This window comes from Aeoliella sp. (assembly GCF_965227375.1).
Lineage (GTDB): Bacteria > Planctomycetota > Planctomycetia > Pirellulales > Lacipirellulaceae > Aeoliella.
On sequence record NZ_CBDDFX010000001.1, the window covers coordinates 2,628,118 to 2,646,419 of the forward strand.

15 protein-coding genes are annotated in these 18,302 nt (G+C 60.4%); 5 read left to right on the plus strand and 10 right to left on the minus strand.

What is annotated here, in order from left to right:
• Positions 1-59: 59 nt before the first annotated feature.
• The 9 genes from ACQK2L_RS10785 to ACQK2L_RS10825 form a co-directional block, all read right to left on the minus strand.
• On the minus strand, positions 60-317 hold the full coding sequence (locus ACQK2L_RS10785; protein WP_425396970.1) for a DUF4177 domain-containing protein: 258 nt from the start codon (positions 315-317) through the stop codon (positions 60-62).
• Between the two features lie 73 nt (positions 318-390).
• Entirely contained in the window at positions 391-747 is a 357-nt protein-coding gene (locus tag ACQK2L_RS10790; protein ID WP_425396971.1) for a hypothetical protein, read from the minus strand.
• Between the two features lie 305 nt (positions 748-1,052).
• On the minus strand, positions 1,053-2,438 hold the full coding sequence (gcvPA, locus tag ACQK2L_RS10795) for an aminomethyl-transferring glycine dehydrogenase subunit GcvPA (RefSeq protein WP_425396972.1): 1,386 nt from the start codon (positions 2,436-2,438) through the stop codon (positions 1,053-1,055).
• Positions 2,439-2,558: 120 nt separating this feature from the next.
• A complete protein-coding gene (gcvH, locus tag ACQK2L_RS10800; protein WP_425396973.1) occupies positions 2,559-2,957 on the minus strand; it encodes a glycine cleavage system protein GcvH in 399 nt (132 codons plus the stop codon).
• A 120-nt stretch (positions 2,958-3,077) separates the two neighbouring features.
• On the minus strand, positions 3,078-4,205 hold the full coding sequence (gene gcvT, locus ACQK2L_RS10805) for a glycine cleavage system aminomethyltransferase GcvT (protein WP_425396974.1): 1,128 nt from the start codon (positions 4,203-4,205) through the stop codon (positions 3,078-3,080).
• 308 nt (positions 4,206-4,513) lie between these two features.
• Entirely contained in the window at positions 4,514-6,898 is a 2,385-nt protein-coding gene (locus tag ACQK2L_RS10810) for a ribonuclease R family protein (RefSeq protein ID WP_425396975.1), read from the minus strand.
• A 320-nt stretch (positions 6,899-7,218) separates the two neighbouring features.
• Positions 7,219-8,142 (minus strand): hypothetical protein, encoded by a 924-nt coding sequence (locus ACQK2L_RS10815; RefSeq protein ID WP_425396976.1) that lies wholly within the window; start codon positions 8,140-8,142, stop codon positions 7,219-7,221.
• 235 nt (positions 8,143-8,377) lie between these two features.
• Positions 8,378-9,250, minus strand: coding sequence for a TerC family protein (locus ACQK2L_RS10820; protein WP_425396977.1), 873 nt, complete (start codon positions 9,248-9,250; stop codon positions 8,378-8,380).
• A 476-nt stretch (positions 9,251-9,726) separates the two neighbouring features.
• Positions 9,727-10,698: a 3'-5' exoribonuclease YhaM family protein gene (locus ACQK2L_RS10825; protein WP_425396978.1), complete on the minus strand. Its 972-nt coding sequence runs from the start codon at positions 10,696-10,698 to the stop codon at positions 9,727-9,729.
• 195 nt (positions 10,699-10,893) lie between these two features.
• On the opposite strand from ACQK2L_RS10825, the gene proS reads away from it, so the two are divergent.
• The 5 genes from proS to ACQK2L_RS10850 all read left to right on the plus strand — a co-directional run bounded on the left by proS (position 10,894) and on the right by ACQK2L_RS10850 (position 16,727).
• Positions 10,894-12,390: a proline--tRNA ligase gene (gene proS / locus ACQK2L_RS10830; RefSeq protein WP_425396979.1), complete on the plus strand. Its 1,497-nt coding sequence runs from the start codon at positions 10,894-10,896 to the stop codon at positions 12,388-12,390.
• A 35-nt stretch (positions 12,391-12,425) separates the two neighbouring features.
• Positions 12,426-13,025, plus strand: a complete 600-nt coding sequence (locus ACQK2L_RS10835) for a DUF4416 family protein (protein ID WP_425396980.1) — start codon at positions 12,426-12,428, stop codon at positions 13,023-13,025.
• Positions 13,026-13,103: 78 nt separating this feature from the next.
• Positions 13,104-14,276, plus strand: a complete 1,173-nt coding sequence (locus tag ACQK2L_RS10840) for a DUF1573 domain-containing protein (RefSeq protein ID WP_425396981.1) — start codon at positions 13,104-13,106, stop codon at positions 14,274-14,276.
• 138 nt (positions 14,277-14,414) lie between these two features.
• Complete coding sequence (locus ACQK2L_RS10845) at positions 14,415-16,064, plus strand: multiheme c-type cytochrome (protein WP_425396982.1); 1,650 nt, start codon at positions 14,415-14,417, stop codon at positions 16,062-16,064.
• A gap of 303 nt (positions 16,065-16,367) precedes the next feature.
• Positions 16,368-16,727 carry a hypothetical protein gene (locus tag ACQK2L_RS10850; protein WP_425396983.1) on the plus strand — a complete coding sequence of 120 codons (360 nt, stop codon included), beginning with the start codon at positions 16,368-16,370 and terminating at the stop codon, positions 16,725-16,727.
• Between the two features lie 177 nt (positions 16,728-16,904).
• Here ACQK2L_RS10850 and ACQK2L_RS10855 read toward each other — a convergent pair whose 3' ends face one another.
• Positions 16,905-18,191: a right-handed parallel beta-helix repeat-containing protein gene (locus ACQK2L_RS10855; RefSeq protein WP_425396984.1), complete on the minus strand. Its 1,287-nt coding sequence runs from the start codon at positions 18,189-18,191 to the stop codon at positions 16,905-16,907.
• Between the last annotated feature and the right edge of the window lie 111 nt (positions 18,192-18,302).

Genomic DNA, 18,302 nt, shown 5'->3' on the forward strand with positions numbered 1-18,302 from the left:
ATTCACCAATCTACAATCAGCTTGGTTTTAGGTTCAGTTAACTACGCAGGACAGCGGGTTCACCGGGGTCGTTTGAAGTACAAATGGACGTTCCCACTGTTGGGAACGACGGTTACGAGTTCCCATCCCTCTTTTCCGAGTTGATTGATTGGCTTCGACGCAATCGTGTTCGCACTCTGCGAGATCACCTGGTATTCCCATCGCGTCGCCAAGGGAGGAACGTCTTGTTGGGCATCGGCCGAGGTCGTTCGATAGCCCGCGATGCCGATTCCAGCGAGGATGACAATGGCCCAGAAGACCCGTTGTTTGGCGAACATTGCGTACATCCTCGCGATGGAAGGGGGGTGTTGGGTTGGTGTTTAGTTAACCACGGAGGTCACGGAGTTGAAATCACTCACAGCAGATCCAAACTTGCGATCCGATCAATGCTTCCGAGTTCTCTACCAAAGGAATCAAGAAAGCAAATTTGCGTCGTTCGAAAAACTCAGAAACTATCTCAATTCCCGTCACTTCTGTTTCTACTGCACTTTTCGCTTGTTTGAGAAAAACTACCCTTGATCCGATCTTTAACCTAGCTTCGGGCACATCCTGCAACCTTTCGTCGATTATCACGCTGGTTCCATGCGTTGGCAGATTGAAAACTGCTTCGACGTTGAACGGGTGATAACACAACTCCGTGTCCTCTGCGTACTCTGTGGTGAGTTTCTTCTTCGTGACAATCGGCGGGCCAATTGCGGTCTCGGTCATGCTCCGGCTAGTGGATAATCTGTTCCTCGACCGCGGTTTGTGGTTGCTAGTTACCCAGGGCGGCGCTTCGCTCGTTCCTCGCTCTGCTTGCCCTGGGCTATCCTATTTCGCCCCTTCGGGGCTGGATTTGGTCGGTGTAACCCTCTTCTGCAATCCGTGTCCGTCCGTGGCTAAAACTCATGCGCGACCAGCGGTCGCGGCTTTGTGATCTTTGGTTGGATTTGTAGCTTATTGGTTAGGCACCCTCCCCGCGGCTGAGACCGCGACCTTCCCGGGGGGAGGGTGAAGAGGGTTCCCGGCTCGCTTTAGATCCCCGCTTGGATTAACTCGTCGGCGGCGGCTTTCGCCGCGCCGGTTTGGAGTACTTCGACCAGGGCGTCCATCTGGGCCTTGGTACGTTTTTCGGTTACGCACACCAGCATGCAGTCGGCGAGGTTGGGGTACCAACTGCCCAGCGGGATGCCGGCCAGGTAGCCTTCTTTGGCTGCGTCGGCCACCAGGGCTTCCACAGCGCCTTCTTTGTCGCGGACCACGAACTCTTTGAACGTGGGGGCGTTGAACACCAGTTCGAACCGGCTCGTCGCGTCGAGTTTGTCGGCCAGGTAGCGGCTTTTTTGCAGGCACAGGTTCGCCACGTCCCGCAGGCCGCCGGGGCCGACCAGCGACAGGTACACTGTCGCTCGCAGGGCGAACAGCGCTTGGTTGGTGCAGACGTTGCTCGTCGACTTTTCGCGGCGAATGTGTTGCTCGCGGGTTTGCATGGTGAGCGTGTAGCAGGGGTTGCCGCGGCGGTCGGTCGTCTCGCCCACCACTCGGCCCGGTAGGCGGCGGATCAGCTTGTCCTTGCAGGCCAGGATGCCGAGCACGGGGCCGCCGTAGCTGACCGGCGTGCCGAGCGACTGGCCTTCGGCCACCGCGATGTCCGCGCCCCAATCGCCGGGCCGCTTCAAAAGGCCCAGGCTGATGGGATCGAATACGCCGACCACCAGTGCGCCGGCGTCGTGGGCTACTTGGGCGATTGTCTCGGCGTCTTCCAGCGCGCCGAAGAAGTTGGGATGCTGCAGCACCACGCAGGCAGTCTGGTCGTTCACCTCGGCCGTGAGTTCGGCAACGTCCACGGTTCCTTCCGGCGTGCCGATGGTCACCACCTCGACGCCCAGGTTCGCCAGGTAGGTGGCAACCGTCTGGCGATACTCGGGGTGCACGCTCTCGGCCATCACCACGCGGCCGGTGCGGCGCGTGACGTCGACGGCCATCAGCACTGCCTCGGCCGTGGCGCTGCCACCGTCGTACAGACTGCTGTTGGAGACATCGAGTCCGGTGAGTCGCGTGATCATCGACTGGTACTCGAACATCGCCTGCAAGTTGCCCTGGGCCACTTCGGCCTGGTACGGCGTGTAGCTGGTGTAGAACTCGCTCCGCAGGCCAATCGTGTCGACCGCGGCCGGCACGAAGTGGTCGTAGCTGCCGCCGCCGAGGAACGACACGCCGTTGCCCGCGTGCAGATTGCGGCCCGCGAGTTCACGCAGGTGCTGCTCGAGTTCCAACTCGCCCAGCGCCCGAGGAATCTCCAGCGGCCGCTTCAAACGGAGTTCATCGGGAATAGACGCGAACAACTCGTCGATCGACCCAGCGCCGATCGCCGAAAGCATCTCCGCCTGATCGTCAGCGGTGTTGTAGAGGTAAGGCACGTTTGTAAATACCGTTTAGGGTTCAATCGATCTTGGTGATGAAATGACCAATGTTGAGAGACCAATGACCAATGTTCGAGAAATTGGTCATTGGGTATTTCGTCATTGGGTATTTCAGCTCTAGTGCGCTTCTTCTTCGCACGCTTTTTGGTAGGCGGGGTAGTCCATCAGTGCGTCGAGGCCGGTGTCGCTGGTGAGTTTGATCTTGCAGACCCAGCCGCCGCCGAACGGGTCGTCGCTGAGGGTTTCCAGGTTGTCGGGCAGGGGCTCATTCACCTCGACCACTTCGCCCTCAACAGGACTATAGAGGTCGCTCACGGCTTTGACCGACTCGATCTCGCAAATCGAGTCGCCCGGCTTCACCTGCTGGCCCACTTTGGGCAATTCCATGAACACCAAGTCGGTCAGCGCCTCGACGGCAAACGCCGAAATACCTACCGTGGCCACCTTCGCGCCACCTTCCTCGGCAAGCGATACCCACTCGTGTGTCTTCGCGTAGAGTAAAGTCTCGGGATTCATCGTTAGGTTGCTCCTGTTGGGCAGACTTGGTTGGTAGCCGGAGTCGCAAGACTTCGGAGCCCTGCGAGCGGCCCGAATTCTTGCGAATCCGGCTACCGAGGAGGTTGTGTTCGTACGCTATTACTTTCCACGTTCGTAAAACGGCAGTGGCACTACGGTGGCCGGGAGTTGGGTGCCGCGGATGTCGACCGTCAGTGGGGTGCCGATTGCAGAGACCGCTGGTTTGACGTAGGCCATCGCCAGGGGGCGTTCGAAGGTGGGCGAGTAGGTGCCGCTGGTGATGGTGCCGACTGGTTTGTCGCCTTCGAGCACGGGGCAGCCGTCGCGGGCGGCGCGGCGGCCGTCCATTTGCAGGCCGACACGCACCGGGCGGGCGCCTTCGGTGCCGCTGACCAACGCGTCGCGGCCGATGAAGTCGCGGTCGGGCAGGTTCACCGCAAAGTCGAGCCCCGCTTGCAGCGGTGTGATGTTCTCCGACAGCTCATGCCCATACAGCGGCATGCCCGCCTCGAGTCGCAGCGTGTCGCGAGCGCCCAGGCCGACGGCCATGCCGCCGGACTCTTCGATCGACTCGTGCAGCGTCTCCCAAATCTCCACCGCGTTCTCGGCGGGGCAGATGATCTCGCAGCCGTCCTCGCCGGTGTAGCCGGTGCGGCTCACGTAGCAATCGTAGCCCATCACCCGCGTGGCGATGCCGCGGTAGTAACGCAGCGACGTGAGTTCGCAGTCGCACAGCGGATCGGTCTTCTCGATGGCCAGCGGCCCTTGCAGGGCAATCATCGCGGTGGTTTGCGTGAGGTCCTCGGTGCGGGCGGCAAACTCGATCTGCCGATCGATCAGCCAGTCGATGATCTTCTGCCGATTGCTGGCGTTCACCACCATGTGGAACGATGGCGGATTCGGCATGCTTTGCAATTCGCCATCCCAGCGATAAACGAGCACGTCGTCCAGGATGCCGCCATCGGCATTGCATACCAGCCCGTAACGAATCTGCCCCGGCTTCATGTCGGCGATGCGGCGGGTGACCATTGCGTCGAGGAACTTGGCCGTATCGGGACCATGAAACGCCAGGCGGCCCATGTGCGAGATGTCGAACAGCCCGGCGGCCGTGCGCGTGGCGTTGTGTTCGTTGACGATCGACGAGTACTGCACCGGCATACTCCAGCCGGCGAAGTCGACCATGCGTCCGCCGTGCGAAGCATGCCAGTCGTGGAGCGGTGTTTGAGCCAGGTTCGCTGTGGTCGGCATGGGAGGGAACCTCGGTGGGAGGGGAGTGCCGAGAGACTTCTACTACACGAATACCGCATTCTAGTCGGTACGGCGCGAACTGCCAGGGGGACGGGCCCGACGGATTCGTGCGTCCGTGTCATCCTGAGGGAGCCTAAGCGATTGAAGGATCTACGCAGCCGGGGTGAGGACCTATCGGAGATCGAGGGATGCTAACTTCCAGTACGCCTCCGCGAGCCACATGCGAACCTCGCAAATTCAACGAGATTCCTCGGTCGCGGAGCTCCCGTCGGAATGACACAAGAACAGCGCCAGCGCCAAAAACGGAATCAGCGTTTCCGTTTTCCCTTCCGTCCTTTCTCTTTCCCCTTACCCTTGCCCTTCGATTTACGGTCTTTCCGCGGCGTGGCGCTCGATCGACCGCTCGGTGCGCGTCCGCCGCTTACGTGGCCCAGCACGCGGAAGTCCAACTCGCGGGCGTCGACGTCCACCGTGGCGACGGCCACGCGGACGATATCGCCTAATCGATACGAATTACCAGCTTGGAAACCCGTGATCGAGTGGCTGTCGCGATCGAACTTGTAGTAGTCGTCGCCCAAGGCCGAGATGTGGATGAATCCCTCGGCAGGAATGTCGCGCCCCACGACGAACAATCCAAAACGTTCAACGCCGGTGATGATGCCCTCCATCTCCATGCCGATCTTGTTTTCCAGGTAGTGCAGCAGCTTCACCTTGGTGAGTTCCCGCTCGGCGTTGGTCGCCCGCTGCTCGCGTTCGCTGCAGTGGTCGCCCCAGATGAAGTACTCCTCCATGCTCTGCGGCGGCTTCTTGCCTTCGTTCAGCGCGTTAATCAGCCGATGGATCGTTAGGTCGGGATACCGACGAATCGGCGAGGTGAAGTGGCAATAGCAGTCGGCCGCCAGGGCGTAGTGGCCTTCGTCCTCGGGGCTGTAGATCGCCCGCTGCATCGAACGCAGCACCGCGTAGTTCACCGCGTGCCGGCGAGGGTCACGCTCGACGTTGTCTAGCAGCTTTTGTAGCTCGAACCGGCTTTCCAGGCTGTCGACCTTGAAGCCCAGCTCGCGGACGAAGCTCGTAAGCGACTTGAGCTTGCGGCTATCAGGGTCGCCATGCACGCGGCGCAGGAAGATCATCCCCTCGTCGCGCAGCTTGGTGGCCACTGCAACATTGGCGGCCAGCATGAATTCCTCGATCATCTGGTGGCTCTCGGTATTCACCTCGACGTGCGCGCCGCACATCTTGCCGTTGTCGTCCAGATCGATCTCCACTTCGGGCATCGACAGCTCGAGCGCCCCCGCATTGAACCGCCGCCCGCGGAGGATCATCGCCAGTTCGAACATATCGGCCAGCAGCGTGTCGACCTCGGAAGTCAGAGAGGCAACAACTCCCTCTCCCTTCTTCTCTCCCTCCCCCTTTGGGGGAGGGCCGGGGTGGGGGTCTTGGGCGGGACGCTCGACTAATTTCTTCGCCGACAGGTACTCGTCCACCTCCTCATACGTGAACCGCCGGCAGCTCTTGATTGCGCTTTTGAATACGTCCACCGCCACCGGCACACCTTCGGCCGAGAGTTCGATCTCGCACGTCATCGCATAGCGAACTTTGTTCGGCTGCAAGCTCGCCAGGTTGTTCGAGATGATCTCCGGCAGCATCGGGATCACCATGTCGGGCAGGTAGACACTGGTTGCGCGGTTGTAGGCTTCGCTGTCGAGCGTTGTCTTCGGCGGGACGAAGTGGCTCACGTCGGCAATGTGCACGCCCAAGAGCCAGTGATGTCCTTCGCCGTAGCGGCTGTCGATTCGCTTGAGCGAGATCGCATCGTCGAAGTCTCGCGCGGTGGCCGGGTCGATGGTGATGATGGTCTCGCTCGTCAGATCGCGGCGATCGGGGCCAATCGACTCGTCGAACTTGTCGGCTTGCTCATGGGCGTTGGCGATCACCTCGTCGGAGAACTCGCCCGGCAGGCCGAACTCGTAGACGATGGTCGTGGTGTCGACGCCCGGCTCGCCCTTACCGCCCAGCACCTGGACGATGACCGCTTCGCCGTCGCGGGTGTGCGAGGGGAAGCGGACCATGTCGATCACCACCTTGTCGTCCTGCTTCACGCCCTTGGCGCCGGGGTCGCCGACGTAGATCGGGTTGGTGAACACCTTGCCGTCGACTTCCACCAGGCCCATGTCGGCCCGCTCGAAGTAAGTACCGACGAACCGGCTGGTCGCCCGCTCGACCACGTCGATCACGCGGCCTTCGGCTTTGCCCTTGTAGCCGGCCTGCTTGTCGATCTTGATGCGAACCTTGTCGCCGGTGTGGGCATCGAGCGCGGCCCGCTTGGCGATGTGAATATCGGCGTCGCGCCCGGCGCTGGCCGCGGTACCCTCGGGCCGGACGAATCCCTCGCCGGTCGACACGCGGCGAAACGTTCCGACAACCTGGTTGGAGGTGTCTTCGCGCTTCGGTTTCTTCTTCGGCGCGAGGTTCGCTCGCGAGGGGTGGTTCTCGTCGATTGGCAGGACCAAATGGTTGGGGCCGTATTCGAGCTCGCCCGCCTTGACCATCTTCTTGATGGTCCGCCGCACCGCCTTGACGCGGTCCTCTTCGATCAGCCCTAGCCGCTCGGCAATCACCACCGGCTTCACCGCTTTGTAGGCGGGCTGGTTGGTGTAGGTGAAAATGGCAACGCGAAGGTCGGAATCCATGGCGGGAAAGGGGTGAGGATTCAGGGGTCGGGGGTCAGGGTCGCAAGCGAGCAGAAATCGCTGCCTCGCTGGTCATCTGATCCATGGTACTCTTATTCCAGACCCCGCGGCAGTGAGCGAAGTTCACCGTCGAGCCGGGAGCCTGAAGGACTTAATAACCACAGAGAGCACCGAGATCACGGAGTTTTTGGAACACTAATAGGCACTAATCTTCGATAATGCGCTTCGTGAGTATTAGCGTCGATTAGTGTTCCAACTTTTCTCTGGGAACTAAGTGCCCTCGGCGGCTTGCAAAGTCCCTCCCGGTGCAACTCCGCGGCTCAGGTGCTCGCTCGTAGTGCCCGCCACCGGGCGTCGGCCGTTTTGGCTTGCTCCGAGAATACCTCGCGTCGACGGCGATCTTCGGCGCTGACTTGCCGAAAGTACTGCACGAAGGCGGCTGCGGAGACGATCCAACAGAGAATGCCGAGCGGTTTGATCCACGCATGGAGGAAAACACCAACGATCAATGCTGAGAAACTGATCAGCCACCACCGCATCCCAGGCGTGGCGGTGAGCTTCGTGTCGGGCACGCCCTGCTTGGGTGTCATGAGGCGGCACATCAACCACAAGGGCGCGAGAGCAAAGAAGCTCGGCCACCACTTCCATCCATCCAGATAGATGATCACCGCTAATACGATTGCGGTTGGGATTAGCATCCAGAGGAAGAGCTTGTCGGTGCGACTCCGGGTTAGCAGCACAATGTTCTTGTCGGGCGGAGACCTTTCTTCCACCAGCGGCAGTGCCCACCGCTGGCAAAACTCTTCCCAGCCGGTTTGCTGCTCGGCGGGAACCGCTTGACGCAAGTAATCGATCAGCGCGACGCGCTCATCTCGCTCGTAGTTGGCCAGATCTATCGCGATTCGCCCCAAAGGCAATTGAGCAACCACCGAACCACTGACAGGCCAGCATCGCCACTTGAGATTGGCCGAACTGTCGAGCAACAGCTCGCCCGTGGAGAACACTCCCTGCTTTCTGACGCTTCGATCGTCGATATCCAGTTGCTCTCGGTAGTAAGCCAACAGCAGGTAGCCTGCAATCAGCACAAATATCAGCCAGAACGATGCCAAAGCTAGCCAAGCGAGGGTTAGCTCGCGATCCAACACACTCGCGAGCAGGGATGCCAAGAAAACCGATCCAAACAACCCACCGGGCCAGATCGCGGAGTGCAGATAGTCCTTGCGAAGTCGAAACGAGCGTTGCATGGCTTGGAGTCTCCAAGCGGTATTCGCTGGCCCGACCGCAATCTTGGCGAGCCGGAAGCGTCAGCGCCCGGAGTTAGCGCCGAGGAGTACTTGACCACGGCGCACCGAGTCACGGAGTATTTGGAACACTAATCGACGCTAATCTTCGCTAATGAAATCAGTGATGATTAGCGCAGATTAGCGTTCCAAAACTCCACTGCGATCTCTGTGTACTCGGTGGTAAATCCCGTCTTTGCTACGCTGCGTGAGTTGCCTTGGCTTCGTTCATCGCTTGCAGCTTCTTCTGGTAGCGGCCCTGGACGATGTCGACCAGTACCAGCACCGCGATCACGAAGTAGAACGTGCTCTTGGCCATCGGTTCGACGATGTAGCCAAACAAATGCAGGTGCGCGAGGTGCCCGCCCTCGGAGATCAGCAGGATGCCGACGATGAACAGGATGAACAGACCGAGCACTTCGTACAGCCGGTTCTTTTTTAAGAACGCCGACACGGTGTCGGCCAGCACGATCATCAGCACACCGCTGATCACAATGGCGGTGGCCATAATCCAGAAGTCGTGCGTCAGGGCCATGGCCGACAGGATCGAGTCGAACGAGAACACCAGGTTCATCAGCACGATCCAGAAGATCACCGCGCCGACACTTTTCTTACCACCGCCTTCGACGTCGTGCTCTGGATGATCCACGGCAATCAAGTGATGAATCTCCTTCACAGCGGTGTACAGGATGAACGCGCCGCCGGCCAGCGAAATCAAGCTATGCAACGTAAACGCTCCGGACGTGTCATGTTCGTTCGACAGTCCGGGAATCTTGAAGTGGAATAACGGTTCTTGCACGTATTCCAGCAAACTGAGAATGACGAACAGCAGCACGATCCGCAGCACGATGGCAATGCCAATGCCCAGCCGCCGCACGTACTGCTGCTTGTCCTCTGGCGCGCGCTTCGACTCGATGGAGATGTACAGCAGGTTATCGAACCCTAGCACCGCTTGCAGCAATACGAGCATCAGCAGCGTGAACAGGCTGCCGAGCGGATTGTCGATGATTGGTTGGAAGGAGAAAGCCTCCTTCGGCAGAATGGCAAAGCAGGGGAGCATTGATTGTGGCATGTTGACAAAGTCCATTTGAAGGTCGAATGCAAAGCGATGCTTGTACGTAACGAGCTAGCCGACGAGCTACGCCTCGTCGGTAGGGGTTTTTGTTATTGTGTCATTCTGAGGGAACTAAGTACCACAGCGCTAAATTGAAGACTGGCCTTGATTGGCAATGATCGGATTTAGCCACGGATGAAACACGGATCGAGTTGTGTGATTGCGAATCGCTAGAACAGCTCCGAAGGAGCGAAATATGTCAGGCCAGGGAAAACGTAGGCGAGGGACGAGCCGAAGTGCCGCCCTGGACTCTCGAAGTTCGCTCCTTCGGAGCTGTGCTCGTAGGATCCCTCTGCTCAAAAAATCCGTGTCGATCCGTGTCCATCCGTGGCTAATACAAGCTTCCTCAAATGGCAACGTTGATCCTTCAGTCGCTTAGGCTCCCTCAGGATGACACGACCTACTCACATCCTTACCTACTCACCTACTCCCACTCATTCCTCCGCCGCTCCCTTATACAACTTCCTCCCCAGATTCCCAAAGTACTGCGTCCAGTTGCTGTCGGAGTTCGGACAGTCGGCGATCAGGTTGCCGAAGCTGTTGATCTTCGCGTCTAGGTTGTCCAGGTGGTGCAGGGCCACTGCTTCGAGCGTCATCGGCAGTTTGGCGCTGCCGTATTCGTACTCGCCGTGGTGGCTGATGATCATGTGTTTGATTTCGGTGGCCAGCGGCTTGGGGAACGGCTCGCCGCTCAGTCGTTCGGCTTCGACGATCTTGTTGTCGAGCAAACTCATGGCCATCACCATGTGGCCCAGTAATTGGCCTTCGTCGGTGTAGCCAATCTCCCGTTCGTACGACAGCTCGTCAATCTTGGAAGCGTCGTGCAAGAAAGCGCCGATGAGCAGCTTGTCCTGGTCGAGCTGTGGGTACCGCGGGGCGACCAGCAGCACCAGTTCCATCACGCTCACCACGTGCTCCACCAGGCCGCCACGGTACGCGTGGTGGTTCTTCATACCGGCCGGGGCGGTGGCGAACTTCTTCATGAAGTCCTCGTCCATCAGGAAGCACTCCGCCAGGTTCCTCAACTCTGGTGTCTTGATGTCGCGGAGCATCTCGGCCAGCCGCGTCGCGTACTGGTCGATCTCGGCCGGCTGCCGGACCATAAAGTCGCCCTCGTTCACCTCGTCGGGTCGGGCGCGGCGGATCGAATTGATGATCAACTGCATATTGCCCTGAAACAACTGCGTATTACCGTCGACCAGCACGTAGTCGCCGTTGTCGAAGTCCTTGTAGTCCTTCTCGCTGGCGTTCCACAGCCGCGAGTCGATCTGGCCGCTACGATCGGCCAACTGCAACTGCAGGTAGTAATTACCGTTGCGGTTGGGCCGCAGATTCTTGTCGCTGGCAATGAACACCTGGTGAACTTGCTCGTTGTGGGCCAATTGGGTCGCGTAGCGTCGGGACATTTCGGAGGATTCGGGGGTCAGGGGTCGGGGTTCAGGGAGCTTAGGTTAACACGTTCTTGCGGATCGACACTAGCCGACGATCGATGGGCCGCCGGAAACGGGACTCGGATTTAACTGAACATCCAACTCCTCTAGAATGTCGAGACCTTGAGGCCCTGACCCCCCAACCCCAGCCCCCTGAATCCTCACTCCCCCATGGCCAAGACTGCTATCACCCCCACCCGCGAAGAAGATTACCCCGAATGGTACCAGCAGGTGATCAAGGCGGCCGATCTGGCCGAGACGTCCGACGTTCGCGGCTGCATGGTCATCAAACCGTGGGGCTACGCCCTGTGGGAGAACATGCAGCGGCAGCTCGACGACATGTTCAAGGCCACCGGGCATGAGAACGCGTACTTCCCGCTGTTCATCCCGATGAGCTTCCTGGAAAAAGAGGCCGAACACGTCGAGGGATTCGCCAAGGAATGCGCCGTGGTGACGCATCACCGCCTGGTCGACAACGGCGAAGGCGGACTGATGCCCGACCCTGGCGCGAAGCTCGAAGAGCCGCTGATCGTCCGCCCCACGAGCGAAACGATCATCGGCGCGACATTTGCCAAGTGGGTGCAGAGCTACCGCGACCTGCCGATTCTCATCAACCAGTGGGCCAATGTGGTCCGCTGGGAGATGCGAACGCGAATGTTCCTGCGCACCGCCGAATTCCTCTGGCAGGAAGGCCACACGGTGCACGCTACGAGCGAAGACGCCCAGCGCGAGACGGCCATGATCCTCGATCTGTACGCCGACTTCGCCGAGAAGCACATGGCGATGCCGGTGATCAAAGGTCGCAAGACGGCCGGCGAGCGGTTCCCGGGCGCGGTCGACACGCTCTCGATCGAAGCGATGATGCAGGATCGCAAAGCACTGCAGGCCGGTACCAGCCACTTCCTGGGGCAGAACTTCGCCAAGGCGCAAGACATCAAGTTCCAAAGCGAGTCGGGCGAACTCACCCACGCCTGGACTACCAGTTGGGGCGTCTCCACGCGATTGATCGGCGGACTGATCATGACCCACGCCGACGACGATGGAATGGTGATCCCACCGAAGCTCGCCCCGGCGCACGTGGCGATCCTGCCGATCTACAAGAACGACGAGGAGCGCGCCGAAGTGCTGCCGTACTGCGAGTCGCTCAAAGCGGAACTCGAAGCCCAAACCTACGACGGCGCTGCGGTCCGCGTGAAGCTCGACGACCGCGACATCCGCGGCGGCGACAAGAAGTGGCAATGGGTGAAGCGCGGTGTACCGATCCGCGCCGAGATCGGCCCTCGCGACGTGAAGGGCGGCGGAGCCTTCGTCGCTCGACGCGACGTTGGCGGCAAAGGCACTGGCACTCCCCGCGACGAGTTGGTTGGCAGCATCACCAAGATGCTCACCGAGATGCAGCAGAACCTGTTCGACCGCGCTGCCAAGCTCCGCGACGAGTCGACCATTGAAATCGATACGATGGCCGACTTCGAAAAGTACTTCGCCGACGACGCCCCCGGCGGCTTGGCTTACTGCCACTTCGTCGATGGTCCGGAAATGGAAGCCAAGCTCAAAGCGATGAAACTCACCGCACGGTGCATCCCGCTCGACGGGAAAGAGGAGAAAGGCAAGTGCATCTTCACCGGCGAGGAGAGCACACAGCGAGGAGTGTTCGCGCGAGCTTACTAGGGCACTGCGCGAGCTAAGCCGCAAGCGACTGCCGCTTGCGGCTTAGCCGTGGTATCCTGCAGTGCATGGGCTCTATAAACCCCCCACAACCCGTCCTGCGGCTCGTACCGATTGTCAGTCGCTACGACGAAGCGCTCACTTGGGCACGCGGCAAAATTGAGGCAGAGTGGGGGCCGCACGCGCTGGTAAGTGACGCGTTCGCGTTTCACGATACCGACTACTACGATGCCGAGATGGGTACCGAACTAAAGAAGCAGTTCGTCTGCTCGGCGGCGCTGGCGAATCCGGGGGAGTTGGCCGAGGTGAAGCACCTTACCAACGCGTGGGAGGCCGAGTATGCTGCTGCTGCGGATCACGCTGAGCCGCGGCCGCTGAATCTCGATCCGGGCTACATCGCCGAGTCGAAGCTGGTGCTGGCGTCGACCAAGAATCACTCGCACCGTATCTATCTGTCGCGCGGCATCTTCGCCGAGATCACGCTCGGCTACTCCCGCACGGCCGGCTGGAAGTCGATGCCGTGGACCTATCCCGACTACCAGCGGGCCGACTTTCAGCAGTTTTTTACCACCGCGCGGGGGTACCTCCGCCAGGCGCTCCGCAGCCGGCCGCCGGGCGAGGAATTGGCGATTGATTGACCCGTCGGGGCGTCGCGGCCTAAGATTTGGGGAGGTCTTCATCTTCTATCTGTTGTAATTCATAGCGAGCGTTATCCGATGCGTGTTCTTCCGGTTGTTGTGGTGTCGTTGATCCTTGGAAGCGGTGTCGGCGCGTGGTCGGCGTATCACAGCGTGGGTAGTCAGCGAACGGCCGAAGAGATCGCCGCCCTGCGGGGCGACGAAGTGGGCGACGGAAGCGAACTGCCCAAATTCGAAATCGACTCGCTGAGCCACGAGTTCGGCACCATGCAGCGCGGCACCTCTCGCAGTCACAGCTTCAAGGTCACCAACTCGGGAGACAAACCGCTTAACGTCGAGGTCGTCGGCACCACGTGCAAGTGCACCGCCGGCGACATGGCCAAGAATCCAATCCCGCCGGGCGAGACGGTCGACCTGACACTCAATTGGGTGGCCAAAGTGAACGTGGGCACGTTCCGCCAGACCGCTACGGTGGAGACCAACGACCCCCGCGCCCGTCGCGTGGAGCTGACCGTCGAAGGCATGGTGACTGACGTCAGCACCGTGGAGCCGAAGGAGTGGTTCTTCGACAAACTCCGCCTGGGCGAAGGCCGCACCGAGTCGATCTATCTCATGGCGACCGAGGACGAAGAACTCGTGATCGAGTCGGCCGAGATCGAGAACGAAGAAGCGGCTGGTAAGTACAAGGTCGAGGTGGTCGAAGTGCCCAAGGACGAACTGCCCGATCCTCAGGCGAAGGCCGGCTATCGTGTGGATGTCACTCCGCTCGATGGGCTGGCGCTCGGCCCGCTGCATGATTGGGTATTGCTCAAGACCAACATCGAAAGCGCCCGCGAACTTCGCGTGCCGATCATGGGCACGGTGGTGGGCGACATCGAACTCCGCGGTCCCTCGGCGTACAACGACGTGACCGGTTCGATTCACTTTGGCGACGTGAAGAGCGCCGAAGGAGCGGAGGTCAAGTTGTTCATCAACGTGGGCGGCGAGCATGCTGCCGATACCACGTTCGAAGTCGGCGAGGTCGATCCCGACTACCTTGAGATCGAACTCGGCGAGCCGCGTAAGCTCCGCGACGACCTGTACCACGTGCCGCTGGTGGTGCGACTGCCGCCGGGCTTGCCACCGGTCATCCGGAACGGCACCGGCCAGGGCGAGGCGGGCCACGTGGTACTCAAGACCAACCATCCGAAGAATCCCGAGATCAGTTTCGGCGTCCGGTTTGTCATCAAAGGTGCGGGTGTCACCAGGTAGCTGCTTCGTCCAGCTAGGGTCGACACTCACGCTTGCGGCGACTTTTCCAGCCCGCACAGGTGGGGGTGGAGAAGTTTGCCGGAAGTTCCGACAATCCGAGTACGCCCCAGTCCGCACACTATCCCCCCAAATCCCCTCATGACGAAGCACCCCGCCATCCGTCGTTCGCGACCCTTTGTGTTCATGCTCGCGCTGTTTGTCGCTCCCATGTGGGCCACTTTTGCAGTGACCAACCGCGCGGCGAGCGAGTCGCCTCACGACGTGATCCGCGTTGGCCCGAAATTCGAAGCCCGTTTCGTCTCCAAGCCAGTGGTCCGCCTGGCCGCTGGCGGGAAGCCTCAGGTCGATCCCATCGAAGCGAACGGCCCGATCTTCGTCGATTGGCCCAAGCCCGACCTGGCGCTAATGTTCACCGGCGAGCAGATGGGCTTCCTCGAACCGTGCGGTTGCGCGGGGCTGGAGAACCAGAAGGGCGGCTTCAAGCGGCGGATGACCCTGGTCAAGCAGCTGCGCCAGCAAGACTGGCCGCTGATCGCCATGGACACCGGCGGCCTGGTGCGGCGGTTCGGACCGCAGGCGCAGATCAAGCTCGCCCGCATCTACGAGGGGCTCGTCGAGATGGGCTACGAGGCGGTTGGACTGGGCGACAAGGAACTGCGACTCGATGTGCTCTCCGAAGCGGCCAACCTCGATCCGAATCCGCTATTGTCGGCCAACATCGGACTGGTGGATTTCGACGCTGGGTTTACCAAACGCTACCTGGTGGTGGAGCGGGCCGGCATGAAGGTCGGCATGACTTCGGTGCTCGGCAAGCAGGAGACCGCGGCCGCCGCTGCGATGCGCGACCTGGTGACCATGCCGCCCGACGAAGCCATCGCCGAAGTGCTGCCCAAGTTGCTAGCCGAGAACTGCGACGAGCTGGTGCTGCTGGTTTACGGCGAAGTGGCCGAGGCCAAGGACCTAAGCGAGAAGTTCCCTCAGTTCCGCTGGGTCGTAGCCGGCAAGGGAGGCGACGAGCCACCCAAGCAGCCCACCACCATTCCCAAGTCGGGGGCGCGACTGATCGAGATCGGCCACAAGGGCATGTACGCGTTGGTGATTGGCATCTACAAGCAGGGCGAGCCGCGGTACCGCTATCAGAAGGTGCCGATGGATCATCGCTTCGAAGACGCGCCCGAGATGCAGCAACTGCTGGCCGACTACCAGGATCAGCTCAAGACGTTGGTGACCGCGGCAGGCAGTTTCAAACCACTGACCGGTGGCAATCCGTTGCCGCTGCCCCGCGGTGGCGGAGGGTTCGCCGGCAGCGAAGTGTGCGCCGACTGCCACACCGACGCCTGCGAAGTGTTCATGAACAGCCCGCACGCTCACGCCACCGAAACATTGGTGAAACTCGACCCGCCGCGGCATTTCGACCCCGAGTGCCTGAGTTGCCACGTCACGGGTTGGAATCCGCAAGGCTTCGCCCCTTACGTGTCGGGTTACGAGAGCCTCGAGAAGACACCTCATCTCGTGACGCAAGGCTGTGAGAATTGCCACGGCCCGGCCAAGGATCACTACGACGCCGAGAGCGGCAACATCGACGCGACGGACGTGGAGATCGAGAACTTCCGCGCCGCGCTGCGGATGAAAGTCGTGCCCAACGAAGGGAACATGGAAGGCCAGGTACTGGGCGACGTGGTGAAGAACTGCCTGGAATGCCACGACCTGGACAACTCCCCCGACTTCGACTTCCAGGAATACTGGGACCGCGAAGAGAATCCGGTGAAGCACGAAGGCAAAAACTAGCGAGCGAATCTCCGTAGCTGCCGTCGCCAGACGGCGGAGATTCACTGCACTCGCGGTCGAAGTAACACGTTCTCTATTAGTCCGTGTGCGACCGAGGCCGCGAGAGTGTTCGGACGATGTGACCGAGGGAGATTATGCCTCCCAGTCGGGAGCGGCTACACTTGCTCTATTAGCCTGTCCGAAGAGGAGACACTTGTGTCTGAGACATTTCTAGACTCTCGACCATTCCACGAACGTCCATCCCACTGGCGATATGGTAAGTGTACTTGGCAAGCACAATATGATTGGTCCGAACGTGTAGCAATGTCCGAACTTGGGATCGGACCGGAGCAGGCACATCTCAACGAAGAAGGCAGAGTCCACTGGATACAACTCGAGCGTCGCAGTTTACCCGATGCCCGACTGTGCCACTTGTTGAGTTTCAAGCAGTTGACCGGGCTGAGCTTGGTTGACAGCGGATTCACCGATGCCTGCATCCCACGCCTGTTGGATATTCATACTCTGAGAGCTCTGTACGTCGGTGGAACCAAGCTCACTCCGGCTGGTATCCGACAGCTCGAAAAAGCTCGTCCCAAGCTACATGTCCTGCAAGATGGCGAAGGCTTAATTCAGTTTTGGCCTTTCGGCCTGGTCAAGATGAATAAGGATATGTGGGGCGAGTGATTTAGAGAAGCCATGGTGGCGATTCCGGCAATCGGCCACAGATGCTTCGCCGCCCCTGGCCGAAAACATGGTGGAGTTAGTCTGCCCAAGCGTGACACACCTGCCCATTCCGCCATGCCGTAACTGAGGAAGCTAGTTGCGGCCTACATGCTACTCGCGTGGATTTGCAGGCTATCCTTAGCGAGGCTTGGTGGCTTCGGTTTCCTTCGATTCCTGAATGGCTCCCAAGCCGGAATCGACTAGCGGCGAGCCTTTGGCCAGACGCAGGAAGCGTAATTCGGGCAGCTCACCTTCCGCTCCGCGCGGTCCATCGACGCCGGCGGGATCGATGCTTTGAAAGTCGCCCTCGCTCACGGTGGTATCTAGCTGCCAGGAGTTGTTCGTAGCCTCCACGTTGTTGGCGTCAACGTTCGACACATCGCGGCGGTTGCTGAACGCCAGATTGTTGCGGAGCATGTGCCTGGCCGGCCAGGTATCGGTTTCGACGTCGGCCTTCAGGTTGAAGCCATGTGGGTTGTGGAAGGCCGTGTTGTTTACCCAATCGATGCCGCCCGGGTGATGATTGGCGTAGAAACCCTGCGCGCGGTTGTCGAACGCCAGACAGCCCTGCACCAAGTGACGCGGTACCAAGTCGGGCGGAGGGAACTGGCGGGCGTCGAGCAGAAAACCACCCGCTTTGAAGCCGGCGCCGTTGCCGGCGCGGCGGTCGCTGTCGGGCACAAATCCATTGTGCCACGCCCAGCACCCTCGCATCTCCACACGGCCGCGCGAGTTCACCAGGTCGTAACCATCGTCGCTGTTATGCCAGGCGCGGCAGCCGATCAGTTGGTTGCCATCGTCATCCGAGTGGCAGCCAAACCCGTCGGCGTTCTCGCCACGACGATCGGGATCGTAGTTGTGGTGCGAGTCGCAGTTCAGCACCAGATTGTGCGCGCCATTCTGGATGAACAGTCCGGGACCTTCATTGTGATGCAGGTCGAGCTGCTCGAAGATGTTGTGGTCCGCGCCACGGCGACCTTCGACGCGGATGCCCCACGATTCGTTGGCCCGCGATATCGTTTGTTGCACCCCGCGCAGCTCCAGCCCCTTGAAGTGCAGCCAATCGGCAGTGACGCGGAATCCGCGAATCCGCTGTCGCGGTTGGTAGTCGTAGAAATCGAAGATCGGCCGCTCGTCCTGGTACGCCCAGTAGTGGATGCGCTGCTCCGGCGCGCCGCTCTTGTCGAACGTCACCGCGGCGGCGCCGGCGTCCCGGCCGCCCGAGAACTTGTAAACGCCTCCACGAATCCACACCGTATCGCCGGGAGAAGCGGCGCGCTGGGCACGCTCGAGACTGGCAAACGGCGCCGCGAGTGTTCCCGCGTTGCCGTCGTCGCCGTCGGTGGCCACGTAGAGCTCGGTGGCCAAAGCACAGGGGAGCAGTCGGCTGGCCAGAAACAGGACGGGGAGGATTCGCAGATTCATAGCCGCCATGGTAGCCCAAAGCCCGCGGATTTTCGGCCACCATGAGTTCCTTCGCAGCCCTGTAAATTATCGCGTTCGGGGAATTTTTAGTTGAACGCTTCGGGGTGGGCT